The following is a 16,552-nucleotide window of genomic DNA, read 5'->3' as shown; positions in this document are numbered from 1 at the left end:
AGGCGTTATTTAGAAAGTTCTAGCATTCTGTTGATAGGAATTATTGCTTTTTCGCATAATTCTGCTTCTACTTCTATATTTGGTAATTCATGTTTTAAACATAAATACAATTTTTGCATTGTATTCATTTTCATATAAGCACATTCGCTACAAGCACAAGTATTATCTTCTTTTGCTGGAGCAGGAATTATTTCCTTATCAGGATTTTCTTGTAACATTTGAAACAAAATACCAGCTTCTGTAGCAACAATAAATTTCTTTTTATCGCTATTTTTAACGTGGTTTAAAAGACCAGAAGTAGAGCCAATATATTTGGCTACTTTAAGCATGTGTGCTTCAGATTCTGGATGCGCAATTAATTCTGCATCTGGGTGTTCTTGATATAAGTCAATCAGTTTTTCCATAGAAAAAGCTTCATGAACCATACAAGCGCCATCCCAAAGTAACATATCTCTTCCTGTTTCTTTATTTAAGTAAGCTCCTAAATTTCTATCCGGAGCAAAAATAATAGGTTGGTTTTGTGGTATAGAATCAATAATCTTTCTAGCGTTAGAAGAGGTACAAACGTAATCGCTTAATGCTTTTATTTCTGCAGAGCAATTTATATACGTAACAACTAAATGATCTGGATGTTTCTTTTTAAAGTCTGAGAATTGTTCTGGCGGACAAGAATCTGCCAAAGAACAACCTGCTAATAAGTCTGGTAATAAAACTTTTTTAGTAGGATTTAATATTTTTGCAGTTTCTGCCATAAAATGAACTCCTGCAAAAACAATAATGTCTGCATCTGTTTTAGCAGCTTGTTGTGCTAAAGCCAAACTATCACCAACAAAGTCTGCAATTTCTTGAATTTCATCTATTTGATAATAATGCGCTAAAATAACTGCATTCTTCTCCTTTTTTAGTTTCAAAATTTCCTTAACATAATCAATATTAGGAGTTTCAATATCTAAAAATCCTTTTTTGTTGAGGTTTTTTTTTGCACTAACTAAAGTTTTCATAAAAAGTGTTTATTATTAACTACTTTGCAAATATAAACTCTATTTTGTTGGTAGGAAAATGATTGTCATCATTCTGTTAAATTATGATGATTATAAGCTAAAATATGAACTTATCTGAAGATTTTTGGGAAAACAAGTATCAAACAAACAAAATTGGTTGGGATTTAGGAGCTGTTTCTCCTCCTTTAAAAACATATTTTGATCAATTAACGAACAAAGACTTAAAAATTTTAATTCCAGGCGGTGGGAATTCTTACGAAGCAGAATATCTTTTTAACAACGGTTTTACCAATGTTTATGTAATAGATTTAGCTAAAAGTGCTTTGGTAAATATTAAAAATAGGGTTACAGGCTTTCCGGAATCACAATTAATATTGGGTGATTTTTTTGAGTTAGATCAAACTTTTGACTTGATCATTGAACAAACTTTTTTCTGTGCAATACATCCTGATTTAAGAGAAAAGTATGCGTTAAAAATGAACCATTTGTTAGGTGAAAAAGGGAAGTTAGTAGGATTGCTTTTTGATGCAAAATTAAATGATCACCATCCACCTTTTGGTGGAAGTAAAGAAGAGTATATTACGTACTTTGATTCCTATTTTAATCTAGATATTTTTACAACATGTTATAATTCTTATCCAAACAGACAAAAAATGGAATTGTTTGTGAAGTTTGTAAAGAAATAATAAAACAACAATCTAAAAAGTGTATTTTGGGAAATATGAATTTATTTTAGATTTTCTAAAAATACTCTAAATTCATCTGTGTTGTAATTGGCCATTCCCTCATGTGTTAATACAATATTTCCGTCACTATCAATGATATAAGTTGTTGGTAAGGCAGATGATTGTAACATTGTAGGTAAATTACTAGCAAGCGTATAAATTGGTAAATTATAATCTTTTCGTTTATTAAAAGCCTTTGCAGTTTCAAAATCTTTATCGAAAGACAAGAGGATAAAAGCAACATCATTACCCATTTCTTTATGTAATTTACTGATACTTGGCATTTCAGCAATACAAGGAGGACACCAGGTTGCCCAATAATTTAGAAATATTACTTTATCTTTTAAGTCTGCTAAAGAAATAATTTTACCATGTCTATCTATCAACTTTATATTTAAATCAGCCTTTGTGTATTCAGAAATAGTTTTAGAGTTTTTTTTGTTTGTGATTTCCTTTACATCAGGGTTCATTATGCCAGTAGCCAATACGCCTCGTTGTGCAAAACCAATTACTTCTGTATGCAAACCTGTAGCGTAAAGCGTAATAAGTATTAATACAAAAACTCCGTTCTGAATCCACGTTTTCTTGGTGTTTTTATTTTTTTTCATTTTAATATTTTTTAATAAAACTTATTTCTTTCTCACTATAATTTATACTGAATATTTTACCTTTACAAGGCATACAAACATAAATAAAATAAGGCCTAACAGACGTACCTCTTGTAGCCAATCATGTTAAAGTAATATTAAATATTAGAGGCTTCTATGTGTTCTTGTTTTCTTAAATTTACCAATGTAAAAATATGGGTTTAGCTACTTATGTTACATAGGGAACGTATGGTAATGTATATTTTTGTAGATCTTAATAAATATAACAAGTATTTTTAATATGGAAGACATGCTCTTTTATGATAGGTTGCAGTTTGCATTTACTATCACCTTTCACTATATATTTCCGCAATTAACAATGGGACTTTCATTATTGATAGTCTATTATAAATGGAAATATCTAAGAAATAACAATGAACAATATAACAATGCTGCAAAATTTCTGATGAAGATTTTTGCAATTAATTTTACAATGGGTGTTATTACGGGGATTCCAATGGAGTTTCAATTTGGTACCAATTGGGCAAAATTTTCTGAGCTTACAGGCGGAATTATTGGTCAGACTTTAGCCATGGAAGGGATGTTTTCTTTCTTTTTAGAATCGTCCTTTTTAGCACTCTTTATTTTTGGTGAAAAATTAATGGGACAAAAACTCCATTTCTTAACAGGCTTTTTGGTGTTTTTAGGTTCTTGGGCAAGTGGTTGGTTTATTCTTGCTACTAATGCTTGGATGCAGCATCCGGTAGGTTATGAGATTTTAGAAAACGGAAAATTTGTATTAGAAAATTTCTCTGCTCTTTTTACCAATCCTTGGTTGTTACCTGCTTTTTTACACAATCAAATGGCATCTGTGGTAACCTCATCTTTTGTGGTAGCCAGTATTGGTGCTTTTTATATTTTAAGAAAAAAACAAGTTGAATACGGAAAATTATTCTTAAAAACCGGTATAATTTTCGGATTAGTTTCTAGCCTTTTAGTGGCTTTCCCTACTGGAGATTGGAATGCTAAAAATGTTGCAAAATATCAGCCAGCAGCTTTTGCTGCCATGGAAGGGATTTTTGAAACAGAAGAAGCTGGAGCAGAAATTGTGTTGATTGGACAGCCAAATATGGTCGAAAAAAAATTAGACAATAAAATTGCAGTTCCTAATATCTTAAGTTTTTTAACCCATCAAGATTGGAACAAGCAAATTCCAGGAATGGATCAATTTAAAAAAGAAGAATTACCAGATAATATTCCGGCGCTGTATTATTCGTATCACATAATGGTTGGTTTAGGTACTATATTTATTGGGGTTATGGCTTTGGCACTTTTCTTTTTATGGCGAAAAAAACTGTACACTTTTAAACCGTTACTTTGGTTTATTATGTTTTTAGTGCCGTTTCCGTACATCGCAAATATTACGGGTTGGTATACAGCAGAGCTTGGTAGACAACCGTATTTAGTATATGGTCTGTTAAAAACAAGCGATGGTATTTCGCCAACAGTATCCTCTGGTAACACCTTATTTACCTTATTAGGTTTTGTTGCTTTATACATGCTATTAGGACTATTATTTTTAGTTTTAGTAGGTAAAACGATTAACGAAGGTCCTAAACTTCAAAAACATTAAACGATGGAAATATTTTGGTACATTATAATAGCAACAGTTTTAGGAATCTTTTTTGTTTTAGACGGATATGATTTCGGAACAGGAATTATTCATTTATTTTTTGCTAAAAAAGAAAAGGATAAAGAAGTAATTACAAAATCTGCAGGTTTATTTTGGGATTCTAATGAGGTTTGGTTAGTAGCTGCAGGAGGAATGCTTTTTATGGCTTTTCCTACGTTTTATGCTTCTGTATTTAGCGGATTCTACTTGCCCTTAATCATCGTTTTATGGTTGATTATTTTTAGAGCAATTGGACTTGAATTTAGAAGTCAATTTAAATATCAGATGTGGAAAGATATTTGGGATGTTTCTTTTGGAGTTTCTAGTTTATTACTGGCCTTATTTTTTGGGATTGCTCTAGGGAATATTGTGAGAGGTGTAAATTTAGGTGGCGTAGAAAACGGAGTTTCTGTGTATGAAGGGCATTATTTTTTCTTACCACTTTGGGATAGTAGTTTTAGTCCTCTAACAGAACATCCAGGAGTTATCGATTGGTTTACGATTATTATAGGTTTAATTTCTGTAGTTACTTTGGCAATACACGGTGCTAACTGGATAATTTTAAAAACAAATTCGTCTATCAATTTAAAATTGAAAGGTGTTATTTTTAAGTTGAATATTGTTTTAACAATTCTTACCATTTTTTCGGTAGCAGTTTGGCAAATTGTAAATCCAGACTCTTTAAATAATTTTGTAGATAAACCTTATTTATTAGTATTCCCGATGCTGTATTTTACGGGATTAGTTGGCTTGTTTTTTATCAAAAAAATTAAAAAAGAGGTACATGCCTTTTGGCTATCAACTTTGTTAATATTAGGAGGAATCACCTCTTCTTTGGCTTCTTTATTTCCTGTTATTTTACCTTCTGTTAATGATGTTCACGAGCCACTTACGATATACAATACTGCGGCACCAGAATACGGCCTATCTATAGCGTTTATTTGGGGTATTATTGGTATTATCTTGGTTGTAATTTACGCAATTATCCAAAAAAGATTAAAGGGTGGTAAAGTTGATAAAATGGATTACGGCCATTAGTCTAAATCTAATATTATGACAGAAACATTAATTTCTTTACTGAGTATTTTATTAGGAATAATTGGGGCGATAGGTTTTGGTATGCTGTTTAAAAAATATTCATTTGGTATTGTAGGTAATACAATAGCGGGTGTTTTTGGAAGTGTCTTTTTTATTAAATCATTTGGACGATTAGGCTTTAATCCGCAATCGATAATGCAAAACGAAACATTTAATGGAGTACTTTTTAGCATAAATTGTATCGTCTCACTTTTAGGAGGAATATTAGGGTTAATTGTTCTTAAGCTGATAAAAAATAGGTTAAATAAATAATAAGAGATTATATTTTTACACAATTATTAACCACTTGGTGATGATAAAAAAGAGAAGTTAGACTTTAGAAACTTTAAAAGTTTATTTTTAAAATCTCATTAAATAATTTGGTTAGAGTATGCAATGTTAACTTAGTTTTTAGGCTGAGTAATTATTAATATCTTGCAATTAGAGAAAATCGATGAATTCAAAAAATCATATGTAGATTACTTTATTTTAATAAACAAGATTTAAGAAATGTCAAAAACTAAAAAATTCGGCACATTTGCAGGTGTTTTTACACCATCATTACTTACCATTTTAGGTGTAATTATGTATATGCGTTTGGGTTGGGTAGTTGGAAACGCAGGTTTGTTAGGCGCCATTCTAATTATTATAATTGCACATGTTATTTCTATTTCAACAGGTCTTAGTGTGTCTTCTGTTGCCACTGATAAAAAAATTGGTGCAGGCGGAATTTACTATGTCCTTTCTAGAAGTATGGGCGTTCCAATTGGTGGTTCTATTGGTATTGCATTGTATGTAGGTACTGCTTTTTCCATTGCATTATATTTAATCGGTTTTGCAGAAAGCTTTAACAGTTATTTAGGCTTCGGGATGGGGATAAATGACTTTAGAATTACTGGAACTATTGCCTTATTTTTACTTACTGCTTTGGCTTTAATAAGCACCTCTTTAGCTTTAAAATCTCAATATTTTATTTTAGGAGCCATTGTATTATCAATTATTTCCATCTTTTTTGGGTCACACAATTTTACACCACAAACGGTATCTATGTTTTCTACGGAAGGATCCGTTCCTTTAGAAGTTGTTTTTGCCGTATTTTTCCCTGCAGTTACTGGTTTTACTGCCGGAATAGCAATGAGCGGAGATTTAAAAGATCCTAAAAATTCTATACCTAAAGGTACTTTACTTGCTATTGGAGTTGGTTTAATTGTGTATTTAGTATTGGCAGTTTTTATAGCGTACACAATAGATTCTGATGTTTTAAAATCAGATTATAATATTTTAATGAAAATAGCCTTTTTTGCTCCTGCCGTAATTGCTGGAGTTTGGGGAGCAACATTATCATCCGCTTTAGGCGGAATTTTAGGTGGTCCAAGAATTTTGCAAGCCATGTCTGTAGATAAAGTTACACCTCGCTTTTTTGCAAAGGGAAGAGGTGAAAATAATGAGCCAGTAAATGCATTATTATTGGTGTTTTTAATAGCAGAAGCTGGTATTTTAATTGGTGAATTAGATGTTATTGCACGTGTGGTTTCTATGTTTTATTTAACTGCTTACGGCTTTATTAATCTTTCTTTTTTTTTAGAAAGTTGGGCAAACCCAGATTTTCAACCCACTTTTAAAATTAAAAGGTGGATTGGGTTAGTGGGAGTTGTGGCTTGTTTTGGAGTGATGTTTAAATTAGATATGATTGCTATGATGGCAGCTTTAGTTGTAATTGGTGGATTGTATTTTATGTTGCAAAGAGAGGAAGTTAAAATAAATTCTACAGATATCTGGAAAAGTGTTTGGGAAAATGTGGTGAATAAAGGCTTGATGAAGATTGATACAAAACATGATATTGATACTAATTGGAACCCAAATATTATTCTTTTTAGCGGTAGCAGTGAGCATCAAGGGTATTTATTAGAATTAAGTAAAGCCGTTTCTGGTAAAACTGGTGTGGTTACTAACTTTAAGTTGATTATAGACAAAGAGAATAAAATTCCTTTAAAGAAAAGAGATCAGGTTGTTAGAGAAGACATCTATAATGAGCTAGGTATTTTTGCTAGACAAGTAAAAGTTGATAATTTATATAAAGGAATTACCAATATTGCTACTACTTTTGGCTTTTCTGGGGTAGAACCGAATACGATTATGATGGGATGGCCAAAAGGTTTAGAAGGTTCTTCTGAATATGCAGAAATGACGGAAACTTTGCTTTATTTAGATTATAACTTATTGTATTTAGATTTTGATAGAAAGTCGAAATTTGGAAGGTATAAAACAATAGATTTATGGTGGCGAGAAACGGATAGTAAAAATGCTGAAATGATGCTAAATATCGCTCGTTTTATTATTGCTGCTCCAAAATGGAATCAAACTTCTATTCGTGTTTTATTTGTAGATAATAATAATGTGAATCCTGCTGTTATTCATGCAAAAATATCTGAATTAGTAGAAGACCTTAGAGTGCTAGTAGAAATTGTAATTGTAGAAAATGTTATAGATCAAACCTCTTTTTATGATTTAATAAAACAATACTCTAAATCTACAGATTTAACAATTATTGGAATTCCTAATTATAAAATTGAAAAACAAGCTCAATTTATTCTTAAAACAAATGACTTATTCGAAACTATTGGCTCTACTTTATTAGTTAAAGCAGCCAATAACTTTAATGTGCTAGATTTAGATTTTGTAGAGGATAAATAGTTAGTTTAGGTGTGTTTTTAGTCTTTTTTATTTTTTTTAAAGTTATTTACGTTCTTGTATTTACCTTATTTAGAAGTTTTAAAATCTGTTAGTTTGCTAGGTAAGTAACCATAAATCTTTTTAAATGCAACTGTAAAGTGTTGTGCATGTTTGTAGCCTACTTTATACGCCGCTTCTGTTACATTGTAATTTTTTTCTAGGATTAATTCTTTTGCTTTTTCCATTCTAATATTAGTTATATACTTAAAAATTGTGGTAGCATATATTACTTTAAAATCATGTTTAAGTTTAGATGTATTTACTCCTATTGTTGCAGCTAATTCGGTAATTGTTAAAGATTTTTCTAGATTTATATGTATGTATTCACTTATTTTTAGAATATTCTTATAATCCTCTATAGGTAAAAGGCTATTTTCTTCTTCGTAATTATTTTCATTAGTTTTGGCTAATAACTGTATTAATAATTCGTTGATTTTTGCTTCTAAATATGCTTTTTTTAAATCATTAGGATACTTACAATTAACAATTTGATGAATGTGGCTTTTTAATTCAATTGATATAGGTTTACTTTTTTCCCATAATAAAAAGGCTGTTTTATTAGAGATGGCTGTGCCTATTTTGTGTAGTATTTGTTTAAAATTAGTACCAATAATATCTTTTAGATATTGTTCTGTAAAAAGTATTTCTAAGGTTTTTCTCCTTTTTGTTTTATAATTTAAAGTACCATTAACTTCTGGTAAGTAAAATAAATTATAATGCGCATTTGGAATAAAAATTTCTGTTTGCGATGAATTTAAAGGTACATAATGGCTATGACCTTCTATTTCAAATTGTAATTTATATAAAGGAAAATCATGCTGTACCTCTATATTATATTCTTTTGTTTTAAGATCTCTTATTATAATTCTTAAACCATTAATACAAATTTCTGTTTGTATTCCTTTTATACTATTGTTATTTATTTCAGTTGTTTTTTCTGTATAATTTGATGTTTTAAAATTTTTTTGAAATGATTTTACTAATATGTTTTTATCAAAAATAGAACTTTTTAGTGTTGTTTTCATTTCTTCTTTTCTCGTTGATTAAAAAACCTTTTGCGTTATAGTAATAGATTTTTACTTATCTAAATTTGTGCAAAAATAAAACATTATTAATAATTAGTCTAAATAAGAACAGTAAAAAATTAAGGTATCTAATTTTATATTAAGAATACACTTTCATTTTTAAATCTTAAAAAATAAAAATCAATTAATATTATGCAAATATCAAAAATTCTAAAAACAATTATTGCGTTGTTTTTAATAAGCTCAACCTATGCTCAACAAAGCACAGGCAGTGTTTCAGGTAAAGTAATAACATCAGATGGAAACCCAGCATCTTTTATAAATGTAATTATTAAGTCGACTAAATTTGGTACTACTACAAATTTTGATGGAAAATATTCTTTAAAAAATATTCCTTACGGAGATTATACTTTAGAGTTTTCATTAATAGGAATGCACAGTAAAAGCATTCAAATTCAAGTAAACTCATTAGAAACTAAGATAAATGATGTTCAATTAGATGAAAATCAAGAGCAATTAAATGAAGTTGTAATTATTGCAGAACGTTTAAATCAATTTGCACATAAGGAATCTGAATATGTTGCAAAGGTTCCATTAAAGAATAGTAACAATCCACAATCTTATTCAGTAGTAACAAATGCGTTATTAAAAGAACAAGTAAATACAGATTTAGCTTCTGCTTTTAAAAGTATTACTGGTGGAGGTTATGTACAATCTAATGACGGTAATGTGAGTGTGTTTTTAAGAGGTTTTAGATCTGACGTACATTTAAGAAATGGCGGAATTGCTTGGGTAAAGGCTCCAATTGATCCTCAAAATATAGAAAGAATAGAACTGATAAAAGGACCTGCTTCTTTATTTTATGGAGCTAATGTTAATAATATTGCCAACTTTGGTGGTGTTGTAAATAAAGTAACAAAACAAGCTTATAATGGCGAAAAATTAGATTTAGGTTACATCGCAGGAAGTTTCGATTTAAATAGAGCAACCATAGATTATAACACAGTTTTAAACAAAGAAGAAAGTGTTTTCTTTAGGTTTAATGGAGCTTATAATAATGAAGCTAGTTTTCAAGACCAAGGAATTATAAAAGAGTTTATGTTGGCGCCTTCTTTAACTTTTGAGTTGTCAGACAAATTAACAATTAAAGCAAATCTAGAATACAACCAAAGTAAACGTAATTTAAACTTTGCAAGAGGTGTGTCTGGAGCTTTAATTTCTGATACTGTAAATTCATGGGATGATTTAAACTGGGACTTTAATACCAATTATGGTACCAATGAAATGGCTGGTTATTTTTCTTCTTTAGTATCTCAAATAAACATGAATTATAAATTATCTGGTACTTGGACATCAAAAACTAACTTTACAAAAGCAAGTTCATTTACAGATGCAAATTATTTAAGAGTTGTAATGGGAGATGTAACAACTGTTAATAGATTTTACTTACAATTAGACCCAAGAGAAACGCAAAATACACATATTCAACAAGACTTTTTAAATGTTGTAGAAGGTAATAAAGTTGATAATAAATTTGTTACAGGTATTAGTTATTTAAATAATTTAGATGACACACAGCGTACCGGAGTTTGGAATGCAATTGATGCGGTAGATACTACAAACCCTGTAATTACAGGTTTAACAAATGATCAATTTGAAGCAAATATAGCTGATGGAACAAAAAATAAAACAATTACTAAATTTCAAACTTTAGGGTTTTATGCTTTTGATGCCATTACGATAAACAAACAATTAACTTTAACAGGAGGTTTACGTTTTGATCGTTTTATGTCTAGTAACACAGTATCTAATGGAGTAGAAGGAACTAACGGATACAATCAAAATGCATTAAGCACAAAATTAGGTATCGCTTATAATCCTTTTGATGATAAAGCATCATTATTTGTAAATTATATGGACGGATTAAATAATAATGCACCTTCAGATAACGGAAATGGAGAAATTATTACTTGGGATCCAGAAAGAGCAAAACAATTTGAAGTTGGTACAAAACTAGATTTCTTTAATGGTAAGTTATTAAGTACAATTAGTTATTACAACATTAATATTGATAACGATATTATTGTGGATGAAAACGGAATTAGCTCTCAAACAGGAGAAACATTGAGTAAAGGTTTTGAAATTGATTTAATAGCAAATCCATTACCAGGTTTAAATATTGTTGCAGGGTATACTAAAAACAATGCTACTTTAGAAAAAGTAAGTTTTGGTAATGAAGCTGTTTTAGGAAACAGTTTAAGTTATACGCCAGAAACAGTTTGGGACTTTTGGTTAAGTTACCAAGCTTTAAAAGGAAGTGCAAAAGGTTTAGGCTTTGGAGTAGGAGCTAACCATATGAGCGAAATTTATAACAGTACAACCAATAATTTTGGTTCAGAAGCTTATACAACTGTAGATGCTACGGTATTTTACAAAAAAGACAATTACAAAGTAAGTTTTAAGGCAGATAATATTTTTGATAAAGAATATTACAATGGTTATGGAATACCTCAAAAGCCTTTTAACTTTAGACTAGGTCTTACGTACAGTTTGTTTTAATTTTTATTAAATGTTGAAAAGAGAGCGTTGTTGTTTGTGCGTTCTCTTTTCTGTTTTATAATATCATAGATATGAGAAATATAATTGTTTTTGCTTTTTGTTTGATGTCTTTATTATCTCAAGCTCAAAAAATAGAAATAGGAGAAATAAAAACCATACAATCTAAAATATTAGATGAAGAAAGAGAATATTTGGTGTCTTTACCAGAAAATTATTCAAATAAGAATTTTGCCAATCAAAAATACCCCGTTATTTATCTTTTAGACGGAGAAAAATTTTTTAATGTTACTACGGGGATTGTTCAAAAGTTATCTGATGGATATTATCCATTAATGCCAGAATGTATTATTGTGGCAATAAAAAACAAGAATAGATCTAGAGATTTAACGCCTACAAAAGTTACGAGTTTATCTTATGAAAATGGAGGTTCTAAGAAATTTGAGTCTTTTATTACAGAAGAATTAATTACTAAAGTTAATCAGACTTATAGAACATTAGATTATAAAATTCTTATAGGGCATTCATTTGGTGGCTTGTTTGCGTTTAATACCTTGTTAAAAAATCCTTCAGAATTTAATGCTTATTTAATTATAGATCCAAGTTTATGGTGGGATGATAATGTACTTGTAAAAAAGTTGGAAAGTAATTTAGAAACAATAGATTTTAAAGGAAGTTCTCTGTTTTTTGCAAATGCAAATTCTAAAGGAAATCAAAAAGTACCTAGCAAACAACATTTTGCTCATTTTGAAGCTAAAAAGAATGCACTTGAATTAATGGAAATTACTACACCTAAAAATTTAAATTATCACGTTAAATTTTATAATGATGAAGATCACGGAAGTGTTGTATTACCATCATTAATTGATGGATTAAGAACGATATTTAATGGTTTTAGAATAAATGTAAAAGAGCTTGTAAAAAATCCTTCAATATTAGAAACACAATATAATTTGTTGTCAAAAAATATAGGTTTTAATCTAAAACCTCAAGGAGCTTATATAGACAGAGTCGTAGATTTAGCTATAAAATTAAAAGAAAAAGAGAATGCGATAATTTTAAATACAATCCATCAAAAACAAGATCCAGATAATGTTTATTTAAAAGAGAAACTAGATTAACAGTCTAGATAAATAAAGAAAAATAGTTGAGTTCAATTAAAAAATATAAAGATGAAATTAATCAATAAAATTTTAATAATAGCAATCTTAACAATTGTTGTTGGTTGTAGTGAAAAAGAAAGTAAAGGCAGGTTTAATTATCCAATGATAAAATCTAAAATTGCATTGACAGAAGAACAAACTACAAAGTTTGATAAAATTACAACGGAGTATACAGAAAAAGCAAAACAAGCTTGGTTAGATGCTAACGGAAATAAAGAAGCTGCTTTGGCTGCACAAAAAATAGTTTTTGCAGAACAAGATGATAAAATAAAAGCGTTTTTAGAGGACAAACAATACGCAACTTATTTTACAGAAGTAAACATAGAACGTGGCGGAAGAGAAAAATACAATATGTCTTTAATTAAGAAAGAATTGGATTTAGATAGTTTGCAATCTGTAAAATACGATGCAGCAAATGAAACTTTTTTTACAGTTTTAAGAGATAATCACGATAATTATCACGGAAAACTAGATGTTTATATGCAGTATCATAAAGAAATTGATGTAAGTAGAAGAGCTGCTTTTAAAAAGATGATGACAGAAGAACAGTTTGACACATATTTAAAATTGGTTGACGAATATAAGGTTGGTAAAATCGAAGAATAATCGTTTTTAGAAATTTTTAAAGACAATAAATGATCAAATATTTACTTCACAAAAGAAGAAAAAAAGAATCTTTATTTAAGTATATCATGTCCGTGCTGCATTTGTGGCTCGGACTTTTATCGTCTGTGATAATTTTTATTGTTTGTCTTTCTGGAAGTATTTATGCGTTTAAAACACAAATAGAAAACCTTATAGATAGTGATGTTGTTTATATAAAATCAAATAATAATAGTTCTAAAATAGCGATTGATACTATTTTAAATAATTTCGAAAATCAGTTTGGTGGCGCAACCAATATTACTGTTTTTAAGGAAAATAATAAAAGTATTTTAGTTTCATCATTTAGTAATAATAATATTGGAGTTTCTGCATATTACAATCCTATTTCTGGTGAATTATTAGGTACTAAAAATCAAAATTTAATAGCCTTTTTTGATTTTATTTTAGAAGTCCACAGGTTTTTGTTGGCTGGTGATGTTGGTAAATTTATAAACGGAGTGGCTGTTTTAATGTTTATTTTCTTACTCTTTTCTGGCTTTATAATCTGGTTGCCAAAAAAGATAAATCAACTTAAAAAAAGTTTAAAAATAAAGCTTGATGCCAAGTTTTATCGTGTAAATTACGATTTGCATAGAGTTTTAGGGTTTTATTCTATTTTGTTACTTTTTTTTATTTCAATTACCGGTTTGTATGTTTCTTTTCATTGGGTAAAAAATGTTGTAATTATAGGTTTGGGCGGAGATTCTATTGTAATATCAGATACCAATATTGCATTAAAAGCATCTTTATCAAGTTCTTTTAATGTTTTGTTTGATGATTTATCAACAAAAGAAAATACGGTTATAAAGCAAAAAAGTGATTTACAAACGTTGCTTATAAAAACAGATAGTGTTTTAAAATATAACGGAACAAAAGTAATTCAACTAGCAAATGAAAATACTAAAAGCATCAATATTAATAAAATGAATACTGATAACTTGTTGCATTTTTATGTTCCGGATAAAATAGAATTTTCAATTGATGGTAAAGTTAGAAAACAAGAATTATTTACAAATTTACCATTACACGAACAATTTAAGTTAATTGCAAAACCATTACATACAGGCGAAATTATGGGTTTGCCAAGCATTATTATTTATTTTCTGATTAGTTTAGTTGGATGCTCGTTACCAATAACAGGTTTTATTATTTGGTTTAAAAAAATAAGCAAAAATAATGTGTAGTGTCCTTTTTTATGGGTTTTAATCACTTGTATATAGGTTTAAAAGAGTGTGATTTCTTTAAGAAAAGGCGTTATATAAATTCCGAAGAAATAATTTTAACTCCCATATCAACCATTTCTTTTTTAATTTTCTTAAAACCTTCATTGTCTAGTGCTTCGGAAGCATTTTCAATAAAAAAACAGTCAAAACCTTCTTTAACAGCATCACGAATGGAATAATAAACACAAATATCTGCCGCTAAACCACAGATAAAAAGTTCAGTGGTTCCTTTTTCTTTTAAATAGCCAGCTAGTCCTGTAGATTTTAGGTGTCCATTATCATAAAAGGCACTATAGCTATCAATTTCCTTATTAGTCCCTTTTCTAAAAATAGTTTCACATTTTAATGTATTTAGTTTAGGATGTAATTCGGCTCCTTTAGATCCTTGTAAACAATGATTTGGCCATAAGGTTTGCGAGATTCCTTTAATTTCAATTATATCAAAAGGAGATAAGCCTTTATGGTTCGAAGCAAAACTGATATGATCTTCTGGATGCCAATCTTGGGTAGCAATCACCAAATCAAATTTAGGTTGTATCTCATTGATAATTGAAACTATTTTATCTCCATTAGGAACAGGAAGCGATCCAGTTGGGATAAAGTCATTTTGTACATCTATTATAAGAAGTGTTTTCATAAATCGTTTTTTAGTTGAAATTAATATACAATGATGCTAGATACAATAGTCTTATGAATATTGAATTTAGAATTGATGTTCTTGTATCAATTGATCACGGTCTTGTTTTAGTTTTAAACTCAATCCTATTTTGTAAATATGTGGATTTTGAAAACGTTTATATTCATGTGGAAGCAGTTCTAAACGAGATTGAGAATATGCAGCAATTTCAGAAACAGAGCGAGAAGGGACTGTTTTTTTTCCATTTTCCATAACTTTCTCTAGCAACTGTTCTTGTTTAAAACCTTCTAATTTTAAACTCTTTGTAGCATCAAAAGGGTGTTCTATTTTCGCTACTTCGCCTTCTTTATATACTACTACAGCATCCGCACCATAAAACATGCCTTTATCATCTAACATTCTATAAACCTGTTTCTTGTAAGGTAATGATACTTTTATAATGTTTTCAGAAAGCTTAATTCTTGGCTCTCCATTGTATTCAGATAATTTATAAACACCGTCCATGGCAGCATCAGGATTTCCTGTAACTAAATTAGTTCCAACACCAAAAATATCAATAGGAGCTCCTTGTTCTTTAAGACTTTTTATAACATATTCATCCAATTGATTAGAGGCTACAATTTTTACATAATCTAAATCGGCTTCGTCTAAAATTTCTCTCGTTTTTTTAGATAAATATGCCAAATCTCCACTATCTAAACGGACTCCAAGTAATTTTTCTCCTCTAGCTTCCATTTCTTTGGCTACTGTAATTGCTTTTGGTAATCCACTTTTTAATGTGTTGTAGGTATCTATTAAAAGTACACAGCCTTTTGGTCGTATGCTTGCAAAATCTCGAAATGCTTGTATTTCTTCTTTATAACTTTGTATGAATGAGTGCGCCATTGTACCTGTAGACGGAATGTTGTAATCTTTAGCTGCAGCCACATTACTTGTGCTATCAAAACCACCAATTATAGCAGCTCTTGAGGCATAATATCCTCCAGTTGCATGTGCACGACGTAAGCCCATATCTAATAAAACCTCCTCTTTTGCACTATATCTAATTCTACTTGCTTTTGTTGCTATTAAAGTCTGAAAATTAAGAATGTTTAGTAAAAAAGTTTCTATAATCTGTGCTTCAATAATATTAGCTTCTACTTGTAAAATAGGACGATTAGGGAAAACAACATCACCTTCTTTACTTGAAAAAATAGTTCCTTTAAAACTAAAATTCTTTAAGTATTCTAAAAAATCATTTTCAAAGCCATGCTGTTTTAAATATTCAATATCAGAAGTAGAGAATTTAAAATTTTCCAAAACATTTAACACATCTTCTAATCCTGCAAAAATAGAATAGCCACCATTAAAAGGGTTGTGGCGATAATAATAATCAAAGATCGCTCGTCCATCTGGTTTCGTCTTAAAATAGACTTGAGCCATGGTAAGTTGATAAAGATCTGTATAAGACGCTGTAATATTCATGCCGATTTGGTTTTAAAATGTGAAGGTATTTAAAAATGAGATAT

14 protein-coding genes are annotated in these 16,552 nt (G+C 29.5%); 9 read left to right on the top strand and 5 right to left on the bottom strand.

All coding sequences use genetic code 11. From position 1 onward, the window contains the following. Window positions 1–5: 5 nt before the first annotated feature. Window positions 6–1,001, bottom strand: coding sequence for a quinolinate synthase NadA (gene nadA, locus H0I29_RS05050; RefSeq protein ID WP_218754636.1), 996 nt, complete (start codon window positions 999–1,001; stop codon window positions 6–8). 104 nt (window positions 1,002–1,105) lie between these two features. Between nadA and H0I29_RS05045 the strand changes: the two genes are divergently transcribed. Next, a complete protein-coding gene (locus tag H0I29_RS05045; protein WP_218754635.1) occupies window positions 1,106–1,687 on the top strand; it encodes a methyltransferase domain-containing protein in 582 nt (193 codons plus the stop codon). A 41-nt stretch (window positions 1,688–1,728) separates the two neighbouring features. Here the strand turns inward: H0I29_RS05045 and H0I29_RS05040 are convergent, their stop codons facing one another. Beyond that, on the bottom strand, window positions 1,729–2,334 hold the full coding sequence (locus H0I29_RS05040) for a TlpA disulfide reductase family protein (RefSeq protein ID WP_218754634.1): 606 nt from the start codon (window positions 2,332–2,334) through the stop codon (window positions 1,729–1,731). Between the two features lie 280 nt (window positions 2,335–2,614). Between H0I29_RS05040 and H0I29_RS05035 the strand changes: the two genes are divergently transcribed. The 4 genes from H0I29_RS05035 (at window position 2,615) to H0I29_RS05020 (ending at window position 7,756) form a co-directional block, all read left to right on the top strand. Continuing rightward, on the top strand, window positions 2,615–3,946 hold the full coding sequence (locus tag H0I29_RS05035; protein ID WP_218754633.1) for a cytochrome ubiquinol oxidase subunit I: 1,332 nt from the start codon (window positions 2,615–2,617) through the stop codon (window positions 3,944–3,946). Window positions 3,947–3,949: 3 nt separating this feature from the next. Continuing rightward, window positions 3,950–5,023, top strand: a complete 1,074-nt coding sequence (gene cydB, locus H0I29_RS05030) for a cytochrome d ubiquinol oxidase subunit II (protein WP_218754632.1) — start codon at window positions 3,950–3,952, stop codon at window positions 5,021–5,023. Window positions 5,024–5,038: 15 nt separating this feature from the next. Beyond that, window positions 5,039–5,335, top strand: coding sequence for a hypothetical protein (locus H0I29_RS05025; protein ID WP_218754631.1), 297 nt, complete (start codon window positions 5,039–5,041; stop codon window positions 5,333–5,335). A 237-nt stretch (window positions 5,336–5,572) separates the two neighbouring features. After that, window positions 5,573–7,756: an amino acid permease gene (locus H0I29_RS05020; protein WP_218754630.1), complete on the top strand. Its 2,184-nt coding sequence runs from the start codon at window positions 5,573–5,575 to the stop codon at window positions 7,754–7,756. Window positions 7,757–7,821: 65 nt separating this feature from the next. On the opposite strand, the gene H0I29_RS05015 is transcribed toward H0I29_RS05020, so the two are convergent. Continuing rightward, the gene (locus H0I29_RS05015) at window positions 7,822–8,820 is read right to left on the bottom strand and encodes a helix-turn-helix transcriptional regulator (protein WP_218754629.1); all 999 of its coding nucleotides are present in this window, start codon (window positions 8,818–8,820) and stop codon (window positions 7,822–7,824) included. Between the two features lie 192 nt (window positions 8,821–9,012). On the opposite strand from H0I29_RS05015, the gene H0I29_RS05010 reads away from it, so the two are divergent. The 4 genes from H0I29_RS05010 (at window position 9,013) to H0I29_RS04995 (ending at window position 14,368) form a co-directional block, all read left to right on the top strand. Next, on the top strand, window positions 9,013–11,379 hold the full coding sequence (locus H0I29_RS05010; protein WP_218754628.1) for a TonB-dependent receptor: 2,367 nt from the start codon (window positions 9,013–9,015) through the stop codon (window positions 11,377–11,379). Between the two features lie 71 nt (window positions 11,380–11,450). Further along, window positions 11,451–12,497 (top strand): alpha/beta hydrolase, encoded by a 1,047-nt coding sequence (locus tag H0I29_RS05005; RefSeq protein WP_218754627.1) that lies wholly within the window; start codon window positions 11,451–11,453, stop codon window positions 12,495–12,497. 51 nt (window positions 12,498–12,548) lie between these two features. Further along, window positions 12,549–13,145, top strand: a complete 597-nt coding sequence (locus H0I29_RS05000) for a hypothetical protein (protein ID WP_218754626.1) — start codon at window positions 12,549–12,551, stop codon at window positions 13,143–13,145. A gap of 125 nt (window positions 13,146–13,270) precedes the next feature. Next, on the top strand, window positions 13,271–14,368 hold the full coding sequence (locus H0I29_RS04995; protein ID WP_218754625.1) for a PepSY domain-containing protein: 1,098 nt from the start codon (window positions 13,271–13,273) through the stop codon (window positions 14,366–14,368). 70 nt (window positions 14,369–14,438) lie between these two features. Here H0I29_RS04995 and pncA read toward each other — a convergent pair whose 3' ends face one another. Both pncA and H0I29_RS04985 read right to left on the bottom strand, forming a co-directional pair. Beyond that, entirely contained in the window at window positions 14,439–15,044 is a 606-nt protein-coding gene (gene pncA / locus H0I29_RS04990; RefSeq protein ID WP_218754624.1) for a bifunctional nicotinamidase/pyrazinamidase, read from the bottom strand. A 66-nt stretch (window positions 15,045–15,110) separates the two neighbouring features. Continuing rightward, window positions 15,111–16,508 (bottom strand): nicotinate phosphoribosyltransferase, encoded by a 1,398-nt coding sequence (locus H0I29_RS04985; RefSeq protein WP_218754623.1) that lies wholly within the window; start codon window positions 16,506–16,508, stop codon window positions 15,111–15,113. Window positions 16,509–16,552 lie beyond the last annotated feature (44 nt).

Origin of the sequence: Polaribacter sp. R2A056_3_33, from assembly GCF_019278485.1 — a bacterium.
In the GTDB taxonomy this organism is placed as follows: domain Bacteria; phylum Bacteroidota; class Bacteroidia; order Flavobacteriales; family Flavobacteriaceae; genus Polaribacter.
The sequence above is the reverse complement of the archived record's forward strand: the minus strand, read 5'-3'. Positions and strand labels throughout refer to the sequence as shown.